Genomic DNA, 20,611 nt, shown 5'->3' on the forward strand with positions numbered 1-20,611 from the left:
CGGGACTGGGTGCGTTTCGCCGATATGGACGGCGACGGCCGCGACGACTATGTGATCCTCCAGGACCTGGGGCAGGTGCGGGTCTGGCTGAACGACGGCGACGGCCAGAGCTGGACCTGGAAGGGGGAACTCAATCCGGGCTATGGCTACCCGCGTGACTGGGTACGCCTGGCGGACATCAATGGCGACGGCCTGGACGACTATGTGATCCTCCAGGACCTGGGGCAGGTGCGGGTCTGGCTGAACAACGGCCCCGGCAAGGGCTGGACGTGGCAGGGCGAGGTCAACCCGGGGTACGGCTACCCCCGTGACTGGGTGCGTCTTGCGGACATCAACGGCGACAAGAAGGTCGACTACCTGGTCGTTCAGGACAACGGCCAGGTCCGCGCGTGGCTCAACGACCTCGGCGGCAGGGGGTGGATCTGGCAGGGCGCCGTCATCGGCGACGTCGGGGTCGACCGGGGGAACGTGCGGCTGGCCGACGTCAACGGCGATCGGAAGGCCGACTACCTCGGGATCGGCCCCCTGGGCCAGCTCGGCGCCTGGATCAACAACCGCTACTCCGGCGGCTGACGATAACGGGCAGGATCACTAGGTACGAGAAGGCGCGGGGGCTCGATGAGCCCCCGCGCCCATTTCGTGGCCCGTGCGGACCTCGATCATGCGCTCAGAGGCCGAACTTCCAGCTCTGCCAGTCGCCGTAGTCGGCAGTGGCCGGGACGACGTCGCCGGCGTAGTTGGTGTGGACGGCCATCATCCCGGAAGGGCCGGCCGCTGCGAAGACGACTCTGCTCCAGCCGGAGCCGACGGCGTAGAAGGTGTTCTCGGAATCCCAGGTGGGGTCTTCGTCGCACTGGATGGACGTCGCGATCTCGCCCGACCAGTGGTAGACGAGGCATCGGCCCGTCGCCGCGCTCTTCAGCGTCACGTTGTGGTATCCGCCCATGTGCCCCCGGAAGAGCGGCTCCCAGAGCTTTCCAGGAATCCCGTAAATGCGCATCGATGTTCACCGGTCCGGCTCGGCACCCGCCGAACCTGCGTTATCGTCGGTCGTCAGTCCGCGTTCCGGCCCAGGGCCGTTGATATCTGGGAGACCGGTCGCCAGTCGCCGAGGTGGGTCCGCACGGTCCGCTCGGCGGCCTGCTCAGGGGTGAGCTGTGGGCGGTTCTCCGGGACGGGAATCGCGGCGCCCGGTCCGTGATCGCGGTATTCGGCGAAACGCGCGTCCTGCCAGTGATAGCCGGAGCTCATGTCCACGTACGGCGTGGCCGGGTCGAGGCCGGGGCCGATCCAGGTCTCCCGCACGGTGAGCATCGGGACGGCGGTGAGGTCGCTGCTCGGCCGCCACGGGCGTGCCAGCCCGTACGAGGCGTCCGGCACCGCGCCGGTGATCGTGCAGCGCGCCGCCAGGTAGCCGTGCGGGTTGGCCGCCGCCGTGCTGGGCGCGAACACGAAGCCGTAGGGCCGGAACGTCACGTCCCGGGGCAGCATGGTCAACTCGCAGCGGTCGAAGACGGCGGTGGCCCGGCCGAAGACGAAGTCGACGTCGCCCTCGACATGGCAGCGGTGGTAGTACTGCCGGGCGAAGGTGGCGAGGTTCACCGTGTCGGCGTAGAGGGTGTCCTGGTGGCCGAGGAAGCGGCAGCCCTCGAACACCGAGCGGTCGCCCATCACCTTGATCGCGACCGCCTGGGTCGCGGTGATCTCCGGATGGTCGGCGCGCAGCCAGTCGTTGGCGAAGGTCACGTGCAGCGCCGTGAACCCGTCGGCCTGGACGGTGGTCGTGGCGCTGCCGCTGGTGCCGTAGGTGCCGCCGCCCGGCTTGGCGGTTCCGGCCGCGTTGCCGTACACGATCTGGACGTCGCGTGGGTCGCCGGTGGCGCCGACGAACGCCAGGCCGGTCTTGGCCCGGCCGGCCGTCACCGTCTCCCGGTAGGTTCCGGCGGCGATCACCAGCGTCCAGCCCTCGGCGGGGGAGTCGGGCGTCGCGTCCACGGCCGCTTGGACACCGGTGTGGTCCCCACGCCCGGCGGCGTCCACGTAGAGCGTGCGCTCGGTCAGTCGCCGCCGCGGCGACCCGTACCGCCCGAACGCACCGGACGGACCTGACGACGGGACGCCGGCCCGGGATGGGGGCGTGCCTGCCGCGGCCGCGGCAGGGGTGAGCGCCAGACCAGCGACCGCGGCCGCGGCGCCGGTCAGCACCTGGCGCCGTCCGAGCGGCCTGAAGGGCGAGGACATGGCGACTCCTGTACATGTATATGAACGGCTTACATGTATACGAACCGCCGCGAGTGTAACCCGCAACCGCACGCCTGGAAAGCGCAGACTGTGCGCCAGTCGCGCGAAGTGTGGTTCAGGCGGGCAGCGGACTTCGTCGTAGAGCTGACCGAAGGGAACTGCGCGGTCGTGCTGTCCGGTAGCGGACTCCTTCCCATGTGGTGAGCCTGGCCTCGGCCAGGGCCGTCGCGCCGGCCAGCGCGAGGGTCGCCTCGGGGTTGATCGGATGGAACCGGCCGGCGCGGACGTCACGGTAGGCCCGATCCAGGGGCGACCTGCGGAAGAACGCCGAACCGCCCACCACCTCCAGCGCGAGGTCGACGATCGCGTTCGCCTCGCACACCGCGTGCCTCTTGGCCACCATCAGGGTGGTCAGCGTCCGCTCGTCCGCCGCGGGGTCCTCTCCGGCCTCCGCGACGGCGGCGAGCAGCGCCCACTTGGCGACCCGCAGTCGGGCGCTCATCTCACCCAGCCCGCGATCGGTGGAGCGCGGCCGGAGGCGCCTGCGGTCACCGCCGCCTCCGGCCGGTGATCACCGGACTTCGTAGATGGCGGTGGTGCCGCTGACCTCGTTGCCGACGATCAGCAGCGGCCGGTGGGTGGGGCTGTCGCCCGCGGGCACGAAGAAGACGCCCTCGGGACCGACGTCGCCCGCCGTGCCGTCCGCGACCGAGCCGGCGAAGTCGCGCGTGTTGAGGTAATCGGCGAGGACCGGGCGGCGGGGATCGGTCACGTCGTAGGCGACCACACCACTGATCCGCTCCAGCCCGGCGAACGCGTACGTCCTGCCGCGCACCTCGCCGACCGTGACACCCTCGGGCTCGGGGCCCTTGTTGTCACTGCGGGTGTCGAAGGAGTTGTTCTCCTCGTTGTCGGCGTTGAAGTTCCCGGGCAGCTCACGGGCGATCAGCTGTTCGAGTTCGTCCCCGGAGTCCCACACCAGGGCGCCGGTGGCGGACCTGACGGAGATCGACCGCCCGCCGAACGCGTACAGCTCGGTGTAGGCGCCGGAGGCGTCCTTCGGCGAGTCGGCGGCGACGGTGAGCCGGCCCAGCTCGGCGTCCTTCTTCAGCTCGGCGGCGTTCGGGAAGGCCTGCGCCGACAGGGTCAGGTTCTTCACCCGCACCTCGTCGGAGTGGCAGTCCCAATCTCTGCCGTCGCCCTCGTTGGCGGTGACCAGGTAGGTCCGGCCGCGCGAACGGAAGTGCGTGATCGCGTCGGGCATGTACAGGCCCTTGACCCCGGGCCGGGGACGGATGTCGATCTTGCCGTCCTTGTCGGAGGCGTCCAGGCCGACCTGGCCGAAGTCCTTGACCCCCAGCGGCACGATCTGCATGATCTTGGCGCGGTCCAGGTCGACGATCGCGACGGCGTTGTTCTCCTGCAGCGTCACCCACGCGGTGTCCCCGGACACGGTGACGTACTCCGGCTCCAGGTCCTGGGACACCGTCGCCCCCGGCCCGGAGATCCGCACACCCGCGGCCCTGAGCTGGTCGGCCTTGCCGTCGAAAGCCCGGAAGCCGGCGGTGCGCACGGTGCCGCGCGCGACATCGATCACGCTGATCGACCCCTCGGGGTCATCGACGGCGCCCGCGCAGTAGGACGTGGGCTCACCCTCGTTGGCCACGACCAGACGGCGGCCGTCCTCGGTGAAGGTCACCATGTCGGGGAGTGAGCCGACGGTGAACTCCTTGAGCTTCTTGCCCGAGCGGGCCGCGAACAGCGACACCTTGCCCGGTCCGGTCTTGTTCTCGGCCTGCTGGGCGACGGCGACCAGCCCGCCTCGCACGGCGACGCTGTTGGCCCCTGGAGCGGCCAGGGAGGCGACCCGCCTGGGCGTGCGCGGGTCGCGGATGTCCAGGACCTCCACCGTCCCCGCCTGCGCGTTCACCACGAACACCTGCCTCGTGGCGGGATCGTAGGAGGTGATCTCCGAAGCGCCCGTGCCGACCGAGCCGGTGGTGAACCGTCCAAGGAAGGCCAGGGAGATGCTCTTACCGTGCTGGTGGTCGGCGGTCGCGTGGGCGGGAGCGGCGGCCGGCACGACACAGAGAGCGAGGGCGGCGGTGACAGCGGTGATCCGGAAAGGGTGAGTGACCTGCATGTCGGCAGATCATCGCGAGCTTTGATGACCGTTCGTTCACCGGAAGATGGACCGCCGGTGAACGCGCGCGGGCGCCGTACGGCTCAATAAGTGCGGCTGGAGTACTAACCGACGCCGGCCGCCGACGCCTGGCCCGGGTGACTTGAGCGTACGGTCGGCCATCGAGTACGCCTGCAGCTCGTGGTCAAGCGGCAAGCAACCTGTCGGGTCCCTCGGCGGGGATCAGGCAGCGAACCTGCTTTCCGATCGGCGTGAGCGCGACATCCCACCCGGGGGCGAGGGCGCGGCCTGCTGCAAACCGCCGCCTATGCCCGGGAGGCCATCGCCTGCATCAGCATGACCCGAACGTCCGAAGAGATCGCGGCACTCGCGGAGGTACGTCAAGCGCGCCAGGCCGTGCTCAGCCGTCCTGACAGCGCCTTGGAGTTCTGGGCGATCATCCACGAGGCCGCTCTGCACCAGCGATTCGCCGTCCGCCCAACCACCATGCGGGAGCAGCTCCGTCGCTTGCTCGACGTCGTAGAACTGCCGAACGTCACCATCCAGATCATGCCGCTGGACGCGACCCCACACCCCGGCGTCATGGGCGGCTTCAGCCTTGTCGCTTTCCCCGGGGCACTCCCTGACATCGTCCTCCTGGAGAACCTGAGCGGGGCCACTTACCTTGAAGGCGAGGAGGCGATTCCTTTCGCCAGAGGCATTGAGCGCATCCGCGCCTCTGCGCTATCTGTGGAGGACTCCCTCGCTCGCATCGCCTATCTCGTAGAAGGAACCCAGACATGAGCGACCCCCCGGCCGACTCCCTCACCTGGCGCAGATCCACCTACAGCGGTGCAGAGAACAACTGCGTCGAGGTGGCCAACCTCTCCGACGGCGCCAAAGCCATCCGTGACTCCAAGAACCTGGCCCTCGACCCCTTCCGGGTCTCCGCTCAAGATTGGCGAGACTTCACCCGAATGATCCTGGACCTGACATGAGTCGCGCCCTGGACGGCTCCCTCTCCTGGCGCAAGTCCTCCTACAGCGCCGCTGAGAACGACTGCGTGGAGGTGACCGATCTTTCCGAGGGCGCCAAGGCCGTCCGTGACTCCAAGAATGCGGCGCTTGGCCACTTCCGGGTTTCTGCTCAGGGTTGGCGAGACTTCACCCGAACGATCAGGGATCTGACATAAGCCGGCATCCTTCGGTAGTCGGAGGCGACGGTGATTCGGACCAGTTTGGCCGTTCTTCTTCAGTTTGGCGGCGTCTGGGAAGGCCTGCGCCGACAGGGTTCCGTTCTTGACCCGTCGTACGGCCCGCTATCGCCGCACGCAGTCGGAGGTCGAAGTCCAGGTGGGGGAGTGCTCACTCATCAGAGGCTTCCCTGCCGGGGCGAGTGACGGGTAGCCGCGTGTGTCAGGCGGCGAGGCGGGGCTGGATGAGGAGGGTGGGGAGCGGGGTGCCGAGCGCCCATTCGGCGAGGACGCCCCGGTCGATCATCGCGAGGGACGCCGCCTGACCCTCACGCCAGGCCGGTGGGGTGAAGCCGCTGGAGGTGACCAGTAACCCCGTGTGCCCGGCGTAGGTGTGCGCGAGCGCGCCGAGGAACTCGCGCACGTGCGGCGCACCGACGTTGCCGGACCAGCGCTTGCACTGCACGGCGAACGGCACTCCGTCCGGCGCGACGGCCAGGACGTCCACCCCGCCGTCCCCGGCCTTGCCGACCACGCGGACCTTGCGGAAGCCGTCGCGCCGCAGCAGCTCGGCGACCAGATGCTCGAAGCGCTCCCCGGTCATGCGGTCGATGGTCTCCAGGCGGGCGTTGGCCCGCAGGAAGTGGTCGCGGTGACGGCGCGCGCTGCGGACCGCCAGCAGGGCCACACCCAGCACCACGAGCCCGGCGGCCAGAGTGGCGACCAGCAGCCACGGCCAGGACGCCTGGACGAACTTCACCGCCGCGCTGAGCAGGGGGACCGCCGCCACCAGCCCCGCCGCCGCCCACATGATGCGCTCGCCCCTGGGGCCGCGCCCCCGCCGCCGGGCCGGGCGTCGTCGTGCCATCGCCGAACCTCCTCGGAAGTCAGGTGGTCACCTCCACGAGTGTGACCCCCGCCACCGACAATTCCGCGACCCCGCGAAGCGCCCCGGGACTCTTCCTTGGTCAGGACCGTACGGCGCTTTCGGCATCCGCAGCCGGTGGCCCCTGGTGCTACGCGGCACTGCGGCATTCCGGTTCATCTGGCCGAGACCGACGCCACTCGCCTCGGCGACGTGAGCGCACCCCGCCTGCTCGGCTCCGCCCAAGCTGCGGCGCCCGCAGGCGGTGGCGTCAGGGGCTATCGGCACCGGCGCGAGAATTCAGTCTCGCTGCTCCGATGCCGCGACCGGCACATCCGGACACGCCGCCGCCGTATGACCACTCTCCTTCGCTGGTATGTCCCTCACGTCGTCCGAACGTGGCCGGCTGAGGTCACTGGGTGGCGGCGGTGCGCAGGGCCTGGAACTGGTCGAGCAGCGCCTGGTCGCCGGACAGGCGGACGGCGTCCGCGCCGCCGCGGTTCCACAGCCACAGCAGCAGCGGCCCGGGCTCGCCGCTCACCAGGGCGTCGCCGTCGAAGCCGGTCTGGGCGTCCTGGACCTCCACCTCGCCCGGGTTGGCCCGGAGCGTCCACGCGTGGTGGCTGCTGGAGACCGACACCGGGCGCGGGTCGGGTGAGTCCAGCAGGGTGCCGAAGTCGTCCTTCCAGTGCGAGCTCCCATAGCCCACGAAGAGCTTCAGCATCTCGTCCACGCCGTCCAGGGCCAGGTCTGCGGGGATGGGGGAGACGGCTCCGCCCGCGGCCAGTTCGGCGTCGACGCGGTGGATGACGGTCTCCTGCGTCATGCGGCGGATCCAGAACCCGACGGTCTGGTCGGGCTCGTACCAGGTGGCCGCGGGGTCCGCCGGGGTGTGCGCGGTGAACGTCTCGATGAGCCGGCCGTAGTACCGGTCGAGCGCGGTGAGCGGGTCGGCGGGGATCTCCTCCGGCCAGTCGTCCGGGAAGGCGCCGAGCCGGATGCATTCGATCTTGTGGAGGTACACCTGGGCGACGTGCCGGGTGAGATCGGCGACCGTCCAGTCGGGGCAGGACGGCACCTGCGCCTCGGGCCCGGCGGCGACGGCGGCCGAGCGCAGCAGGGAGAAGTTATCGGTAAGGCATTCGATGAGTCGCGAGGAATCCATGCCGCACATCGAACCAGTCTGCGCTGACTCTTCTCCTCGCACCCCCGCCTTTCCGGGCACCGGGCCTCAGAGGCCGGCCAGGGTCTCCAGGTGGGCGGCGGCGACGCGTTTGGGCACGACCATGCGCCAGGCGTCGATCACCAGCTCCCGCATCTCGTCCAGGGTGAGCGCGGCGAGCCGGGCGTGCACCCAGTGATAGCGCATATCAGAGGGGCGCGGCATGAGGAACTTCTCCGGCTCGGCGGCGACCAGGGCCTCGCGCTCCTCCTTGGGGAAGCCGAAGCCCATCAGCGTCTCGTCCGGAGAAAGGGAGCAGTAGACGATGCTCCGGACGCGGAACTTGACGTGCTCGCGCACCAGCGCCTCTTCGGTACGAGGAAGCGACCTCGCCACCCGCCGCACGTCCTCAGCGGTGACCGCTGCCTGATCTCCAGTCGTCACGCCCCGCACCCTAGCCACCCGCACCGACATTCCCGTCCGGCTCGGGTGGCTTCGCGATCACGACCGCCAGGAACCGGCCGCTCGGCGGCGATCGGCTCGGGCGTGCCAGCGGCGATCGCGGTATTCGATCCGGATCGGATGGTCGAAGGCCGTGCCGATCAATTCGGAGGTCAGCACATCGTGTACGGGCCCGGCCGAAAGGGTCCGCCCCTGCGTGATGAGCATGGCGTGTGTGGTCGTCTCGGGTAGTTCTTCGAGATGGTGAGTGACGAGGATCGTCGCGAGCTCTGGTTTCGACTGATGCAGGTGATCCACGGTTTCGAGGAACTGTTCCCGTGCGGCGACGTCCAGGCCGGTCGAGGGCTCATCGAGCAGCAGCAGGGCCGGATCGGGCAGGAGGGCTCTGGCGATGAGAGTTCTGCCGCGCTCACCCTGGGACATGGTGTGCCAGGTCGCGCCGTTCAGCTTGTCGAGGCCGAGCAGCTCGATGAGGTGGTCCGCGCGGGCGAGGGTGGCACTCGTCGGTTCCCAGCGATTCATGAGCTCGGTCGTGCCGGTGGCGCCGGTGAGGACGACTTGTCGGACGGTGAGCGGTGAACGTACCGGGTGGCGGGGGTTGACGTGCCCGATGGACTCGCGCAGTTTGCGTATCTCCACGCGACCGAGTCGATGGCCGAGAACGTGCACCGAGCCGGCGGTGGGGTGCTGCTCGGCGCCGCACAGACTCAGGAGTGTGCTCTTGCCCGCCCCGTTGGGGCCGATGAGCGCCCAGTGCTCACCTGCTCGGACCGTGAGGTCGATGCCGGTGAGGATCTTCTTGGACTCGCGGACGAAGTGCACGCCGCTCAGTCGCAGTATTTCCGTGGCTGCCAATGGGATTTCCTCGTGCAGGGTCACGCGAGACCGTCGCGCAATGTGAGCAGGTGGGCGCGGCTGCGTTCGGCGGCGGCGACCTCATCGCGTGCGGCGATCGCGTCGGCGAGCTGGGCGTGGGCGGCGTGGTCGCTGTCGCCGCCGAACTCCTTGCGGATGCGGAGCATGTCGATCATGGCTTCGCGCAGTCTGGGGGTGAAGGTGTCGAACAGTTCGATGAGGACGGGGTTGTGCGCGGCGGCGACGATCGTACGGTGGAACACGGTGTCGGCGTCGACGTGGGTCTCGATGTCGAAGCGGTGCTCGGCTCGCCGGGCGAGGGCGCGGCGGATGGCGCGCAGGTCCGCGGGGGTGCGTCGTGCGGCCGCGAGGGCGGCGGCTTCGCTCTCGATGGCGATGCGTGCCTCGATGACCGAGATGATGCCTGCTCTGCGTAGCACGGCGTCCCAGTCTTCGGGGGCGTCGAGCGCGGTGACGAACACGCCGGAGCCTTGCCGGGAGGCCAGCACTCCGCGCCCGGCGAGTTGGCGGATCGCTTCGCGGACGGTGGAGCGGCCGACGCCGAGTTGTGGTGCGAGGGTGGTCTCGCCGGGCAGCTTCTCGCCCAGCCGCCACTCGCCGGACCTGATCCGCTCCAGCAGCAACTCGGCGGCTTGATCCGCAAGCGGTGCCCGCCTCACCTGTGCCATGCCCGATCTCCACTGCTCTGCTTGTCTGAGGAGTTGGCTCGAAGTCTACCCGTGCCCACGACGAGGGGCGGCGGTGAGGCCTTCGGGCACGACCAGCACCGGGTCCCGCAGCGGCCGGCCGAGCGGGTACCCGGTGATGGCGCAGGTCAGAGGGTGAGGCGGATGCGTTCTACTTGAGGCGGATGATCCCCTTGGAGACCGTGATGCCCTTACGTGGGAGCGGCTTGCGGGCCGGGCCGTTCGCGACGGCTCCGGTCGCGATGTCGAACTTGCTGCCGTGGCAGGGGCAGTTGATCGTGCCGCCGCTGACGCTCGCCACCGCGCACCCCTGGTGGGTGCACTTGGCGCTGAACGCCCGGAAGACGCCCTTCTTCGGCTGGGTGACGACGTACCTCCCCTTGATGATCTTCCCGCCGCGCACCGGGATGTTCCTGGTCCGGGCGAGGACCGGACCGGCCGCCGTCTCGTCGGCGGCGTCCGTCGCCGTCCCGGCCGCCGCCCACGCGGGCCGTACGCCGACCAGGCCCAACGCGGCGGCGAACCCTCCCGCGAGGCTCCGGAAGATCACCGAACGACGTGTCGTCCTCGTCTCATCGGCCGACATGCGACCTCCACTCCTGGGGGGTAAAGAGAAGACCTGTCCCGGAAATTTACGCCGCCTGCCGGCGGCCCGCCCGGAAGACGCGCTGAACACCCGGCCACTCCGGGGGGAGGTGTGGGTGCGGGGGTGGGTTTTCGCAGGTCAGGTAGGGTTGGCGGTGCACGGGGAAGAGGGGCCGGGGAGCCGGGCGCGGGGGATGTACGGCGTCGGGTGCGGCTCGGCAACCGGATGTCGGAAGAAGGTCGCCGTGGTGATCATCCTGATCTCCCTTGTCGCGGCGTGCCTTCTCGGCCTGGGGTTCGTCGCCCAGCAGCATGCCGCCTATCGCCGGCCGCTGGAGGAGATGCTGCACCCGCGCCTGTTGCTGGATCTGATCCACATGCCGTTGTGGCTCGCCGGGATCGGGCTCATGTTCTGCGGCCAGGTCCTCGGCGCCGTCGCGTTGCAACGGGCGGACGTGGCCAGGGTCGAGCCACTGCTCGCGACGAACCTGCTGTTCGCGCTGGCCGCGGCCCATGTCATCTACCAGGAGAGGTTCGGCCGCATGCTGCGGCTGGGCGCCGTGCTGGTGTGCGGCGGGGTGGCGCTGTTCCTCGCCGCGGGGCAGCCGCGTGGCGGCGGGCCGCCGGATGTGGTCTCCCTGCGGTGGCTCGCGGCGCTCCCGGTGGTGATCGTGGCGGCGGCGCTGGTCGGCTACGGGTGGCGGCGCTCCTTGCGGGTCAAGGCCGTGTCACTGGCCGCCGCGGCGGGCGTGCTGTACGGGCTGCAGGACGTGCTGACCCGCAGTTCGCTGCTCACGCTGAGCGGCGGGTCGAACGTGGCGGCCACCTGGCAGCCGTACGTCCTGCCCTGCGTCGCCGTCGTGGGGCTGCTGCTCAACCAGAGCGCGTTCGACGCGGCCCCGCTGCAGATCTCGCTGCCGGCCACCACCGCCGCCGAGCCGATCACCGGCATCGTGCTGGGCGTGGTGGTCTTCGCCGAGCGTCTGCAGACCGGATCCTGGCCGCTGGCGGGCCAGGTGGCGGGTCTGGTCGCGATGGTGGCGGGCAACGTCATCCTCGGCCGGTCACCGTTCCTGGCCAAGCGCGCACAGGCGGACGTCAGGAGCGCGGAGGAGGCCAGATGATCGCCGTGGTGCTGGCGTTGTTCGCCGCGGCCAGCAACGCCCTGGCCTCGGTGCTGCAGCGCCGCGCGGCACGGCTGGTGCCCCAGGAGAAGGCGTTCCGGCCGGCCCTCATCGTGGCCCTGGTCCGCCAGCCGGTGTGGCTCGGCGGGATCGCCGCGCTCATCAGCGGGTTCATCTTCCAGGCCTGGGCGCTGGCGGAGGGGGCGCTGGCCCTCGTCCAGCCCTTGCTGGTCGTCGAACTGCCGTTCACCATGCTCGCGATCGGCTGGCTGCTCGGCGTGCGTCTCGACCGGCGGTCGTGGCTGGCGGTGGGGACGATGACGGCCGGGCTGGCGGTGTTCCTCGCCAGCGGTGCGCCGGGGATGGGGCACCGCTCGCCCACTTCGACGGAGTGGACGCTGGCCGCCATCGTGACCGTCGCCACCGTGATCGGCCTGGTGATGCTCACCCATGTGATCACCACCCCGGCCGGGCGGGCGGCCGTGCTGGGGGTGGCCGCCGGCATCGGGTTCGCCTTCACCGCCACGTTCATCAAGGAGAGCACGATCATCTTCCAGCGGGACCCGGCGGTGCTGGCGACGTCCTGGCAGCTCTACGCGATGGTGCTGGGCGGTCTGTGCAGCCTGTTCCTGCTGCAGAACGCCCTGCAGAGCGGCCCGCTGGTGGCCGCCCAGCCGGCGCTGACCACCACCGACCCGGTGGCCAGCGTCCTGTACGGCCTGATGATCTTCGGAGAGCAGCTCCGGCTGGGCGGGTGGCTCGTACTGGAGGCCCTCGGCGCCGGCATGATCATCTATGGCAGCTTCCTGCTCGCCCAGTCGCCTCCGCTCAGAGCCCAGGCGGCCGCGGCGCCGGGGTGAACGCCGCCTCGGCCGGCATCGCGGCGAACAGGGCCGACGCCCGGGCGATCTGCCGGCGGCGGCGCCGCTCGTCGGCGAGCCGGTCGAGCGCGCCGAGCAGCTCCGCGCCGTCCCGCGCGTGCAGGCTCGCCCCCATCCGGGCCATCGCCAGCGCGCCGTCGCGGCCGTGCCCGGCGATGGGGCGGTAGGAGACGACGGGCAGGCCTGCGGCGAACGCCTCCTCGCACGTCAGCCCGGCATTGCTGTCGACCAGCGCGTGGGCCGCCGCCATGAGGTCGGGCACGTCGTCCCGCCAGCCGAGGACCAGCCTCCCCCGGACACCGGTCAGGCGGCGGCGCAGCTCGGCGTTGCGCCCGCACAGGATGACCGGGGTGAACCGGCCGGATTCGGCGAGGATGTCCGCGGTCTCCGCCAGCCGCCCGATCCCCCATGAACCCGCGGCGACCAGCACCAGCCGGTCGTCCGGCTCCCCGCCGATCCGCAGCCGGGTCCGCTCCGGAGCGGCGGCCGGGCGGAAGAACGCGGGTCCGACGACCGGCGCGTGGGCCACCGCCGGGCGGCCGGTCGCGGCGGCGATCCGCGGGATCATCGCCGGATTCGGGCACAGATAGCGGTCGTTGCCCGGATGCAGCCACAGCCGGTGCACGGCGAAGTCGGTGACCAGCACCGTGGCCGGAGCCCGCAGCAGGCCGCGCCGCCGCAGCTGACCGGTCGCCTGGGCGGCCAGGTGGAAGGTGGACACGACCTCGTCCGGCGGGCGCCGCCGTACCAGGCGGTCGAGGCGGGCCGCGATCAGGGACGTCAGCGGTGAGGTCGAGGGGGCTCGTTTGGCGACGAAGAAGACCTGGTAGATGGCCTCGTAGAGCCACGGCGTGCGCCTGATCGCCCAGTGGTAGCCCTGGCGCAGCGCCAGGCCGAGCCGGAACGGGACCAGATGGAGGACGTCGATGACCTCGACCTCGGCGCCGTCCTCGGCCAGCCGCCGCGCGAGCTCCGCGGCGACGCCGTCGTGCCCGGCCCCCATGCTCGCGCTGAGGATCAGCACGCGCCGCCGGGTGGCCGTCACCATGCCCGCCTCCGGGTGCTGAGATGGTGCGCCGGTCCGTAGCCCCGCTCTCCCCGGCCACGCCGTCGTCCCGCCCGTCCGATGCGGTCCTCCCAGCGGCGCCGTTGCCCGGTCACCGCACGTGGAGACCGGTCGCGCTGGCAGGGGTTGCGCTGGTGCATGCCCTTCCGGCGGCGACCTGGCTGCCCGCCGTACGGCGGCTGCTGCCCGCCCTGGCCGGGGAGGGCGGCGCCGGCCACGTGGCGCTGACCTTCGACGACGGCCCCGACCCGCGGTCCACCCCGTTGTTCCTGGACGAGCTGCGGCGACTGGGGTGCCGCGCGACGTTCTTCGTCCTCGGCGAGATGCTCGAACGGCACCCCGAGCTGGGGCGGCGCATCGTCGCCGAGGGGCACGAGGTCGGGGTGCACGGCTGGCGGCACGTCAACGCGCTGCTGACGCCCCCGGGCCGGGTCACGGCGGAGATCGGCAGGGCGGCCGCCCTCGTGCACGCGGTGACCGGTGTACGTCCCGGCTGGTACCGGCCGCCCTACGGGGTGCTCAGCGCCGAGACGCTCGCGGCGGCCCGCCTGCTGGGGCTGCGGCCGGTGCTGTGGACGGCGTGGGGCCGCGACTGGACGGCCGCCGCCACCCCGGCCTCGGTGCTGGCGGCGTTGACGCCGGGCCTGCGCGGCGGCGCGACCCTGCTGCTGCACGACTCCGATCACACCTCGGCTCCCGGGTGCTGGCGGTCGGCGCTCGGCGCCCTGCCCGTCCTGGTGGAGCGCTGCGGCGCCATGGGCCTGCGGGTGGGGCCGCTGGCCGAGCACGGAGTGGCCACGGCCCGGCAGCGCCCGTCCGGGCATGGCGGCTGACGGCCGCGACGGGTGCGCGGCGAGCACATGGAACATCGGGGACGTCGTCTCCGCCGGCGGGTCTCGGCAAAACCATCTCTTTCTCAAATCCCGTCCAGGCGTGCCGGAGAGGAATTCGGCCGGGCGTGGCGAATAACGCCGGACTCGGCCCGGGTAAATGATCTGCCGGGGGCGTGCAATGAATTCCGGCGGGCGGGTACGGCCCTGTTTCACGGCCGGGAACGGCGGAAATCCCGTAACGGTGTCATCGTGGCAGGAGTGTGTACAGGGCGTCGTGTCGAAAGCCGCCGGCGAGAATTTCCCGGTCGCTTTGCGACTGCTGCCGCGAGGCCGCCGGGACCACCTTCTCGCGGTGTACGCGTTCGCGCGGTACGTCGACGACATCGGCGACGAGGCCGAGCCGGCCGACCGGCTGCGCCTGCTCGGCGACGTCGACGCCGACCTCGACCGCCTGTACGCCGGGACGACCCCGCGCCTGTGGCCGGTCCGCGGGCTGGCCGAAGTGGTCGAGGCCTGTTCGGTCCCGGCCGAGCCGTTCCGCCGGCTGGTGGAGGCCGGCCGGCGCGACCAGACGGTCACCCGGTACGGCACCTTCGACGATCTGCTGGGCTACTGCGAGCTGTCGGCCAACCCCGTCGGGCACATCGTGCTGCATGTGTTCGGCGCGGCGACCGCGCAGCGGGCGGCCCTGGCCGACCACGTCTGTACGGCGCTGCAGGTCATCGAGCACTGCCAGGACGTCGGCGAGGACTACACGCGGCACGGGCGCGTCTACCTGCCCGGTGCGGACCTGCGCCGGTTCGGCTGCGCGGAGGACGACCTCGCGCGAGCCTCGACCCCGGCCCGGCTGCGCCGCGTGGTGGCGCTGCAGGTCAGCCGGGCCCTGCGCCTGCTGGAGCACGGCAGGCCGCTCGTCGCCTCGCTGACCGGGCAGGCCCGCCTCGCGGTCGCGGGGTACGTCGCGGGCGGCCTGGCCACCGCGGCCGCCCTCGAACGGGCCGCCTACGACGTGCTCGGCCGCGCCGTGCGCCCGCGCCGCGGCCGGTTGCTGGCCGCCTGGCTGGGCCTGGTCACGGCGGCCGGGGTGGGCCGGTGAGCGTCCAGCAGGCCTACCGGGTCTGCGAGGACATCGTCCGCACACGTGCGCGCAACTTCTCCTACGGCATCCGCCTGCTGCCCCCGCCCAAACGGCGGGCGCTCAGCGCCGTGTACGCCTTCGCCCGCCGGATCGACGACATCGGCGACTCCGACGGGCCCACGGCGCCGCGGCTGGCCCGGCTGACCGAGGCGCGGGACGCGCTGCGCCGGCCGGACCTCTCCCACGACGACCAGGTCATGGTCGCGCTGGCCGACGCGGCCCGCCGCTACCCCATCCCGATGGCGGCGTTCGAGGAGCTGATCGAGGGCTGCACCGCCGACGTGCGCGGCGCGACGTACCAGACCTTCACCGACCTGGAGGCGTACTGCCGGTACGTCGCGGGATCGGTCGGCCGCCTGTCGCTCGGTGTCTTCGGCGCCGATGATCCCCAGGCCGCCGCGCCGCTCGCCGACGCCCTGGGCGTGGCGCTGCAGATCACCAACATCCTGCGGGACGTGCGCGAAGACCGGCTGGGCGGGCGCGTCTACCTGCCGGCGGAGGACCTGGCGAAGTTCGGCTGCACCCTGGAGATCGACGAACGCGGCGGGTTCACCGATCCGCCGCGGCGTCTTTCGGAACTCGTCCGGTTCGAGGCCGACCGGGCCCGCGAGTGGTACGGGCGCGGCCTGCGCCTGGTGCCCCTGCTGGACCGGCGCAGCGCGGCGTGCACGGCGGCCATGGCCGGCATCTACCGGTCCCTGCTCGACCGCATCGCCGCCGACCCCCTGCGGGCGCTGGCCGCGCGCTCCTCCCTGCCCACCTGGCGCAAGGCGCTGGTGGCCGGGCGGGCGCTGTCGGGAGCAGGCCGGTGAGCGGCGCGCAGGCCCCACGGGTCGCGATCGTGGGCGGCGGACTGGCGGGGATCGCCGCCGCCGTCGCCCTGGGCGAGGCGGGCCACGCGGTGACGCTGTACGAGGCGCGGCCCAGGCTGGGCGGCGCGGCCTGCTCGTTCCAGCGCGACGGGCTCACCGTCGACAACGGCCAGCACGTGTTCCTGCGCTGCTGCACGGCCTACCGCGGCCTGCTCGACCGGATCGGCGGGGCGGGCAGGGTGCGCCTGCAGGACCGCTTCGACGTGCCGGTGCTCACTCCGTCCGGCCGGGCGGGACGGCTGCGCCGGTCCGTCCTGCCCGGTCCGTTCCACCTGCTGCCCGCCCTGGCGGCCTACTCCCTGCTGTCCCCGGCCGACCGGCTGCGGGCGGTACGCGCCTCGCTCGCCTTGACCCGGCTCGACCCCGGCGACCCGGCGCTGGACCGCGTCGACCTGGCGAGCTGGCTGGCCGCGCACGGCCAGCGCGGCCCCGCCCAGGAGACGCTGTGGGGGCTGTTCGCGGTGGCGGCGCTCAACGCCGCCCCGGAGGAGACGGCTCTCGGCGCGGCGGTGCGGGTGTTCCGGACGGCGCTGCTCGGCCGGGCCGGCGCCGCTGACATCGGCATCCCCTCCGTACCGCTCGGTGAACTGCACGACACCGCCGCCGGGGCCGCGATCCGGCGCACCGGTGGGGAGATCCGGCTCGCGGCGAAGGTCGAGGCGGTCGCGCCCGGCCCGGCGATCATCGTGGACGGCGTGCGCGTCGAGGCGTCCGCGGTCATCGTGGCCACGCCGCACCAGCAGGCCGCGCGGCTGCTGCCCGTGGAGGCGGCGCCCGGCCGGGACCGGTGGAGCGCCCTGTCCGCGGCCCCGATCGTCAACGTGCACGCCCGGTACGACCGCCCGGTGACCGGCCTGCCGTTCGCCGCCGTCGTCGACTCGCCCGTGCAGTGGGTCTTCGACAAGACCCGCGTCGCCGGGCTCGGCCAGGGGCAGTACCTGGCCGTCTCGGTCTCGGCCGCCGGCCGCTGGATCGGCGAGCCGGCCGAGAAGATCCGCGCCGAGTTCGTTCCCGCTCTGGAACGGCTGTTCCCGGCGGCGCGGCGGGCCCGGCTCACCGACTTCTTCGTCACCAAGGAGCCGCGCGCCACCTTCCGGCAGGCGCCGGGCAGCGGCGCGCTCCGACCTCCCGCCGCCACCCGGTGGCCGGGGCTCTACCTCGCCGGCGCGTGGACCGACACGGGCTGGCCCGACACGATGGAGGGTGCCGTGCGCAGCGGACTCCACGCGGCCCGCCTGGTCAGGCGCTTCCTGCGGCAGGCGGCCGCCCGGTGACCGCCGCCGTCCCGCCACAACTGACCGGCGCCCGCGCGCTGATCGACCCGGTGCTGCGCGAGGCGGTCGCCCGGCTCGACCCGGCCACCGCCCGCGTCGCCGCCCACCACTTCGGCTGGACCGACACCGCCGGCGGTTCCGTACCGGGCGGCAAGGCGCTGCGCCCGGCGCTGGCCGTGCTGTCGGCGCGGGCGGCCGGTGGCTACGCCGAGGAGTGCTCGCCGGTCGCGGCGGCGGTGGAGCTCGTCCACGCCTTCTCCCTCCTGCACGACGACATCATGGACGGCGACCGGACACGCCGGCACCGCCCCGCCGCCTGGACGGTGTTCGGGCAGGCCCACGCCATCCTGGCGGGCGACGCCCTGCTGGCGCTGGCCGCGGAACTGCTCCTGGAACACGACACCCCGGGCCACCTGCGGGCGGCGCGCTCCCTGAGCCTGGCCACCCGCGGGCTCATCGCCGGCCAGGCCATGGACCTTTCGTTCGAACGGCGCCAGGACGTGACCGTCGAGGAAGTTCTGCGGATGTCGATGCGCAAGACCGGCGACCTGCTCGCCTGCGCCGCCTCGATCGGCGCGGTGGCGGTCGGCGGGCCCGACGACATGGTCTTCGCGCTGGCGTCGTTCGGCGCCGAAGCGGGGCTGGCCTTCCAACTGGCCGACGACCTGCTCGGCATCTGGGGCAGCCCCGAGACGACCGGGAAACCGGTGCGGTCCGACCTGCGCGCCCGTAAGAAGACCCTTCCCATCGTCGCCGCCCTCACCAGCCGCACCCCGGCGGGCGACCGTCTCGGCCGCCTGCTCGCCTGGCCGGAACCGCTGTCGGACACCGACCTGGACGACGCCGCGCGGCTGGTCGAGGACGCGGGCGGCCGCGCCTGGGCCGAGCAGGAGGCCAAGCACCGGCTCGACGCCGCCGAACGCCATCTCACCGCGGCCGGGGTGCCCATCGACGTCCGCGAGGAATTCTGCGACATCGCCCGCTTCATCGCCTCCCGGGACCACTGACCCATGGCAGAGCACATGCGGGCGGCGGCGCACGGCGCGGCAGGAGCCTCCGAGCACGAGAAGAGCCTCCGTCCGGACTCGCGCGGACAGGGGGCACCGAGATGACCACGGCCGGGGAACTCGCGTCCACCATCGGCGCCAGGGCGGAGCAGGCCCTCGGCGCGGCGTGCGACCACCTGATCGGCCTGCGCTCCCCCGAGGGGTGGTGGAAGGGCGAACTGCGGACGAACGTGACGATCGACGCCGAGGACCTGCTGCTGCGCCGCTTCCTCGGCATCCTGGACGAGGACGACACGGCCGAGACGGCCCGGTGGATCCGCTCCCGGCAACGCGACGACGGCACCTGGGCCACCTTCCACGGGGGGCCGCCCGACCTGTCCACCACGGTCGAGGCGTACACGGCGCTGCGGCTGGCCGGCGACCCGCCCGGCGACCCGCACATGCGCGCCGCCGCCGCCTTCGTCCGCGGGGCCGGCGGCATCGAGGCGACCCGCGTGTTCACCCGCATCTGGCTGGCCCTGTTCGGCCAGTGGCCCTGGGAACGTCTGCCGGTCCTGCCGGCCGAGATGATCTTCCTGCCGCCGTGGTTCCCGCTCAACGTCCACGACTGGGCGTGCTGGGCCCGGCAGACGATCGTCCCGCTCACCATCGTCAGCGCGCACCGGCCGGTGCGCCCGCTCCCGTTCGACCTGGCCGAACTCCGCACCGGGGTCGCGCCGCCGCAGGGCCCCCGGCGGGGCTGGGAGGCGGCGTTCGACCACCTCGACCGGCTGCTGCACCGCTACCAGCGCCGCCCCGTCAAGCGGCTGCGGGAGGCCGCGCTGCGGCGCGCCGCCGAGTGGATCGTGGCGCGGCAGGAGCTCGACGGCTCCTGGGGAGGCATCCAGCCGCCCTGGGTGTACTCGCTGATCGCGCTCGACCTGTCCGGGTACGACCTCCGCCACCCCGTCATGGCCAAGGGGATCAAGGGCTTCGAGCGGTTCATCATCCGCGACGCCGACGGGCGCAGGCTGGAGGCGTGCCAGTCACCCGTCTGGGACACCGCGCTGGCGATCAACGCGCTGCTGGACGCGGGCATCCCCGCCGAGCATCCCGCCGTCACCGAGGGCGCCGACTGGCTGCTCGGCGAGGAGGTCCGGTGCCCGGGGGACTGGCAGGTGCGGCGGCCCGGCCTGCCCCCCGGCGGCTGGGCGTTCGAATTCGACAACGACGTCTACCCCGACACCGACGACACCGCCGAGGTGATCCTCGCGCTGCGCCGCACCCACCGCCCCGGCGTCCGCCCGGCCATCGACCGCGGCGTGCGCTGGATGACCGGCATGGCCTCACGCGACGGCGGGTTCGCCGCCTTCGACGCCGACAACACCCGCACCCTCTGCGAGAAGCCACCGTTCTGCGACTTCGGCGCGGTGATCGACCCGCCGTCGGCCGACGTCACCGCGCACGTCGCCGAGGCCCTGGCGTACGAGCGGCCCGGCTCGCCCGCGCTGCGCCGGGCGGTCCGCTGGCTGATCGACGCCCAGGAGCCGGACGGGTCGTGGTTCGGCAGATGGGGCGCCAACCACGTGTACGGCACCGGCGCCGTGGTGCCCGCCCTCGTCGCGGCCGGAGTCGCCACCCGGGCGCCGTGCGTACGGCGGGCGGTCGCCTGGCTGGAACGCCACCAGAACGACGACGGCGGCTGGGGCGAGGACATGCGGTCCTACCGCGACCCGTCCTGGATCGGGCGCGGCGCCTCGACGGCGTCCCAGACCGCCTGGGCACTCCTGGCCCTGCTCGCCGCACGGGAAAACTCGGCCGCCGTGGAGCGGGGCGTGCGATGGCTGGTCGACCACCAGCGCCCGGACGGCACCTGGGACGAGCCGCACTACACCGGAACCGGCTTCCCCGGCGACTTCAACATCAACTACCACCTCTACCGGCTCGTCTTCCCGATCACCGCCCTCGGCCGCTACCTGCACGCCCACCGTGGCGACCGGTCGCGAGAGGACGCCCAGGCTTCGAAGGATGTTCAGGCTCCGAAAGGCGGCCAGGTTCCGTGGGGCGATCAGGTCTCGGCGGGCGACCACGGCCAAGAGGGCGGTCAGGCTCTGGAGGGGGTCCGGTGATACGCCTGGTGGTGTGTGCGGCCCTGGGCATCGAGGCCCGGGCCGTCCGGCGTGGCCTCGGCCTGGAGGGGGCGGCCGTGCAGGTGCTCCGCACCGGGTACGGGCCACGCCGGGCCG

At 72.3% G+C, this 20,611-nt stretch carries 23 protein-coding genes; 12 read left to right on the forward strand and 11 right to left on the reverse strand.

Features of this window, described 5'->3' with window-relative positions:
* Window positions 1–573: FG-GAP repeat domain-containing protein (locus IEY93_RS31290; protein ID WP_189166765.1), on the forward strand; the 573-nt coding region annotated here is incomplete at its 5' end.
* Between the two features lie 94 nt (window positions 574–667).
* Here IEY93_RS31290 and IEY93_RS31295 read toward each other — a convergent pair.
* From IEY93_RS31295 to IEY93_RS31310, 4 genes are all read right to left on the reverse strand, one after another.
* Window positions 668–1,000 (reverse strand): ricin-type beta-trefoil lectin domain protein, encoded by a 333-nt coding sequence (locus IEY93_RS31295; protein WP_189166766.1) that lies wholly within the window; start codon window positions 998–1,000, stop codon window positions 668–670.
* 53 nt (window positions 1,001–1,053) lie between these two features.
* Window positions 1,054–2,241: a pectinesterase family protein gene (locus tag IEY93_RS31300; RefSeq protein ID WP_189166767.1), complete on the reverse strand. Its 1,188-nt coding sequence runs from the start codon at window positions 2,239–2,241 to the stop codon at window positions 1,054–1,056.
* 115 nt (window positions 2,242–2,356) lie between these two features.
* Window positions 2,357–2,752: an acyl-CoA dehydrogenase family protein gene (locus IEY93_RS31305; protein ID WP_268241593.1), complete on the reverse strand. Its 396-nt coding sequence runs from the start codon at window positions 2,750–2,752 to the stop codon at window positions 2,357–2,359.
* Window positions 2,753–2,812: 60 nt separating this feature from the next.
* Window positions 2,813–4,384: a choice-of-anchor I family protein gene (locus IEY93_RS31310; protein ID WP_189166769.1), complete on the reverse strand. Its 1,572-nt coding sequence runs from the start codon at window positions 4,382–4,384 to the stop codon at window positions 2,813–2,815.
* A 291-nt stretch (window positions 4,385–4,675) separates the two neighbouring features.
* Between IEY93_RS31310 and IEY93_RS31315 the strand changes: the two genes are divergently transcribed.
* Genes IEY93_RS31315 through IEY93_RS31325 form a run of 3 tightly spaced genes read left to right on the forward strand, consistent with a single transcriptional unit; the run spans window position 4,676 to window position 5,555 of the window.
* Window positions 4,676–5,167: a DUF5753 domain-containing protein gene (locus tag IEY93_RS31315; protein WP_268241594.1), complete on the forward strand. Its 492-nt coding sequence runs from the start codon at window positions 4,676–4,678 to the stop codon at window positions 5,165–5,167.
* Entirely contained in the window at window positions 5,164–5,361 is a 198-nt protein-coding gene (locus IEY93_RS31320; protein ID WP_189166771.1) for a DUF397 domain-containing protein, read from the forward strand. The genes IEY93_RS31315 and IEY93_RS31320 overlap by 4 nt, the downstream gene beginning before the upstream one ends.
* Entirely contained in the window at window positions 5,358–5,555 is a 198-nt protein-coding gene (locus tag IEY93_RS31325; protein WP_189166772.1) for a DUF397 domain-containing protein, read from the forward strand. The genes IEY93_RS31320 and IEY93_RS31325 overlap by 4 nt, the downstream gene beginning before the upstream one ends.
* 223 nt (window positions 5,556–5,778) lie before the next feature.
* On the opposite strand, the gene IEY93_RS31330 is transcribed toward IEY93_RS31325, so the two are convergent.
* The 6 genes from IEY93_RS31330 to IEY93_RS31355 all read right to left on the reverse strand — a co-directional run bounded on the left by IEY93_RS31330 (window position 5,779) and on the right by IEY93_RS31355 (window position 10,192).
* Window positions 5,779–6,423 carry a restriction endonuclease gene (locus IEY93_RS31330; RefSeq protein WP_189166773.1) on the reverse strand — a complete coding sequence of 215 codons (645 nt, stop codon included), beginning with the start codon at window positions 6,421–6,423 and terminating at the stop codon, window positions 5,779–5,781.
* A gap of 409 nt (window positions 6,424–6,832) precedes the next feature.
* On the reverse strand, window positions 6,833–7,585 hold the full coding sequence (locus tag IEY93_RS31335; RefSeq protein ID WP_189166774.1) for a maleylpyruvate isomerase family mycothiol-dependent enzyme: 753 nt from the start codon (window positions 7,583–7,585) through the stop codon (window positions 6,833–6,835).
* 66 nt (window positions 7,586–7,651) lie between these two features.
* The gene (locus tag IEY93_RS31340; protein ID WP_229691635.1) at window positions 7,652–8,026 is read right to left on the reverse strand and encodes an MmcQ/YjbR family DNA-binding protein; all 375 of its coding nucleotides are present in this window, start codon (window positions 8,024–8,026) and stop codon (window positions 7,652–7,654) included.
* Window positions 8,027–8,083: 57 nt separating this feature from the next.
* Window positions 8,084–8,899, reverse strand: coding sequence for an ABC transporter ATP-binding protein (locus tag IEY93_RS31345; protein ID WP_189166776.1), 816 nt, complete (start codon window positions 8,897–8,899; stop codon window positions 8,084–8,086).
* Window positions 8,900–8,919: 20 nt separating this feature from the next.
* Window positions 8,920–9,588: a FadR/GntR family transcriptional regulator gene (locus tag IEY93_RS31350; protein ID WP_189166777.1), complete on the reverse strand. Its 669-nt coding sequence runs from the start codon at window positions 9,586–9,588 to the stop codon at window positions 8,920–8,922.
* Between the two features lie 169 nt (window positions 9,589–9,757).
* Window positions 9,758–10,192, reverse strand: a complete 435-nt coding sequence (locus tag IEY93_RS31355) for a Rieske (2Fe-2S) protein (RefSeq protein ID WP_189166778.1) — start codon at window positions 10,190–10,192, stop codon at window positions 9,758–9,760.
* Window positions 10,193–10,436: 244 nt separating this feature from the next.
* Here IEY93_RS31355 and IEY93_RS31360 point away from each other — a divergent pair, with 244 nt between their 5' ends.
* Window positions 10,437–11,315, forward strand: a complete 879-nt coding sequence (locus IEY93_RS31360) for a DMT family transporter (RefSeq protein ID WP_203968186.1) — start codon at window positions 10,437–10,439, stop codon at window positions 11,313–11,315.
* Window positions 11,312–12,175 (forward strand): DMT family transporter, encoded by an 864-nt coding sequence (locus tag IEY93_RS31365; RefSeq protein ID WP_189166779.1) that lies wholly within the window; start codon window positions 11,312–11,314, stop codon window positions 12,173–12,175. The genes IEY93_RS31360 and IEY93_RS31365 overlap by 4 nt, the downstream gene beginning before the upstream one ends.
* Here IEY93_RS31365 and IEY93_RS31370 read toward each other — a convergent pair.
* Window positions 12,144–13,244: an MGDG synthase family glycosyltransferase gene (locus tag IEY93_RS31370; protein ID WP_189166780.1), complete on the reverse strand. Its 1,101-nt coding sequence runs from the start codon at window positions 13,242–13,244 to the stop codon at window positions 12,144–12,146. The two genes, IEY93_RS31365 and IEY93_RS31370, sit on opposite strands and share 32 nt — an antisense overlap.
* Window positions 13,245–13,396: 152 nt before the next feature.
* On the opposite strand from IEY93_RS31370, the gene IEY93_RS31375 reads away from it, so the two are divergent.
* From IEY93_RS31375 to shc, 6 genes are all read left to right on the forward strand, one after another.
* A complete protein-coding gene (locus tag IEY93_RS31375; protein ID WP_229691636.1) occupies window positions 13,397–14,095 on the forward strand; it encodes a polysaccharide deacetylase family protein in 699 nt (232 codons plus the stop codon).
* 178 nt (window positions 14,096–14,273) lie between these two features.
* A complete protein-coding gene (gene hpnC / locus IEY93_RS38770; RefSeq protein ID WP_203968184.1) occupies window positions 14,274–15,191 on the forward strand; it encodes a squalene synthase HpnC in 918 nt (305 codons plus the stop codon).
* A complete protein-coding gene (gene hpnD / locus IEY93_RS38775) occupies window positions 15,188–16,045 on the forward strand; it encodes a presqualene diphosphate synthase HpnD (RefSeq protein ID WP_203968169.1) in 858 nt (285 codons plus the stop codon). Before hpnC ends, hpnD begins: the two co-directional genes overlap by 4 nt.
* Window positions 16,042–17,379 carry a hydroxysqualene dehydroxylase HpnE gene (hpnE, locus tag IEY93_RS31385; RefSeq protein WP_189166782.1) on the forward strand — a complete coding sequence of 446 codons (1,338 nt, stop codon included), beginning with the start codon at window positions 16,042–16,044 and terminating at the stop codon, window positions 17,377–17,379. Before hpnD ends, hpnE begins: the two co-directional genes overlap by 4 nt.
* Entirely contained in the window at window positions 17,376–18,386 is a 1,011-nt protein-coding gene (locus IEY93_RS31390) for a polyprenyl synthetase family protein (protein WP_189166783.1), read from the forward strand. Before hpnE ends, IEY93_RS31390 begins: the two co-directional genes overlap by 4 nt.
* Window positions 18,387–18,487: 101 nt before the next feature.
* Window positions 18,488–20,494, forward strand: a complete 2,007-nt coding sequence (gene shc, locus IEY93_RS31395; RefSeq protein WP_189166784.1) for a squalene--hopene cyclase — start codon at window positions 18,488–18,490, stop codon at window positions 20,492–20,494.
* Window positions 20,495–20,611: the final 117 nt, after the last annotated feature.

The organism is Sphaerisporangium melleum (assembly GCF_014646695.1).
In the GTDB taxonomy this organism is placed as follows: Bacteria; Actinomycetota; Actinomycetes; order Streptosporangiales; family Streptosporangiaceae; genus Sphaerisporangium; species Sphaerisporangium melleum.

Bases quoted from the DNA above. Each gene is read 5' to 3' on its own strand.
- IEY93_RS31310 (WP_189166769.1), bottom strand. From the start codon at position 4,384: ATGCAGGTCACTCACCCTTTCCGGATCACCGCTGTCACCGCCGCCCTC.
- shc (WP_189166784.1), top strand. From the start codon at position 18,488: ATGACCACGGCCGGGGAACTCGCGTCCACCATCGGCGCCAGGGCGGAG.
- IEY93_RS31330 (WP_189166773.1), bottom strand. From the start codon at position 6,423: ATGGCACGACGACGCCCGGCCCGGCGGCGGGGGCGCGGCCCCAGGGGC.
- IEY93_RS31370 (WP_189166780.1), bottom strand. From the start codon at position 13,244: ATGGTGACGGCCACCCGGCGGCGCGTGCTGATCCTCAGCGCGAGCATG.
- IEY93_RS31335 (WP_189166774.1), bottom strand. From the start codon at position 7,585: ATGGATTCCTCGCGACTCATCGAATGCCTTACCGATAACTTCTCCCTG.
- IEY93_RS31320 (WP_189166771.1), top strand. From the start codon at position 5,164: ATGAGCGACCCCCCGGCCGACTCCCTCACCTGGCGCAGATCCACCTAC.
- IEY93_RS31350 (WP_189166777.1), bottom strand. From the start codon at position 9,588: ATGGCACAGGTGAGGCGGGCACCGCTTGCGGATCAAGCCGCCGAGTTG.
- IEY93_RS31300 (WP_189166767.1), bottom strand. From the start codon at position 2,241: ATGTCCTCGCCCTTCAGGCCGCTCGGACGGCGCCAGGTGCTGACCGGC.
- IEY93_RS31355 (WP_189166778.1), bottom strand. From the start codon at position 10,192: ATGTCGGCCGATGAGACGAGGACGACACGTCGTTCGGTGATCTTCCGG.
- IEY93_RS31295 (WP_189166766.1), bottom strand. From the start codon at position 1,000: ATGCGCATTTACGGGATTCCTGGAAAGCTCTGGGAGCCGCTCTTCCGG.
- hpnC (WP_203968184.1), top strand. From the start codon at position 14,274: ATGAATTCCGGCGGGCGGGTACGGCCCTGTTTCACGGCCGGGAACGGC.
- IEY93_RS31325 (WP_189166772.1), top strand. From the start codon at position 5,358: ATGAGTCGCGCCCTGGACGGCTCCCTCTCCTGGCGCAAGTCCTCCTAC.
- IEY93_RS31365 (WP_189166779.1), top strand. From the start codon at position 11,312: ATGATCGCCGTGGTGCTGGCGTTGTTCGCCGCGGCCAGCAACGCCCTG.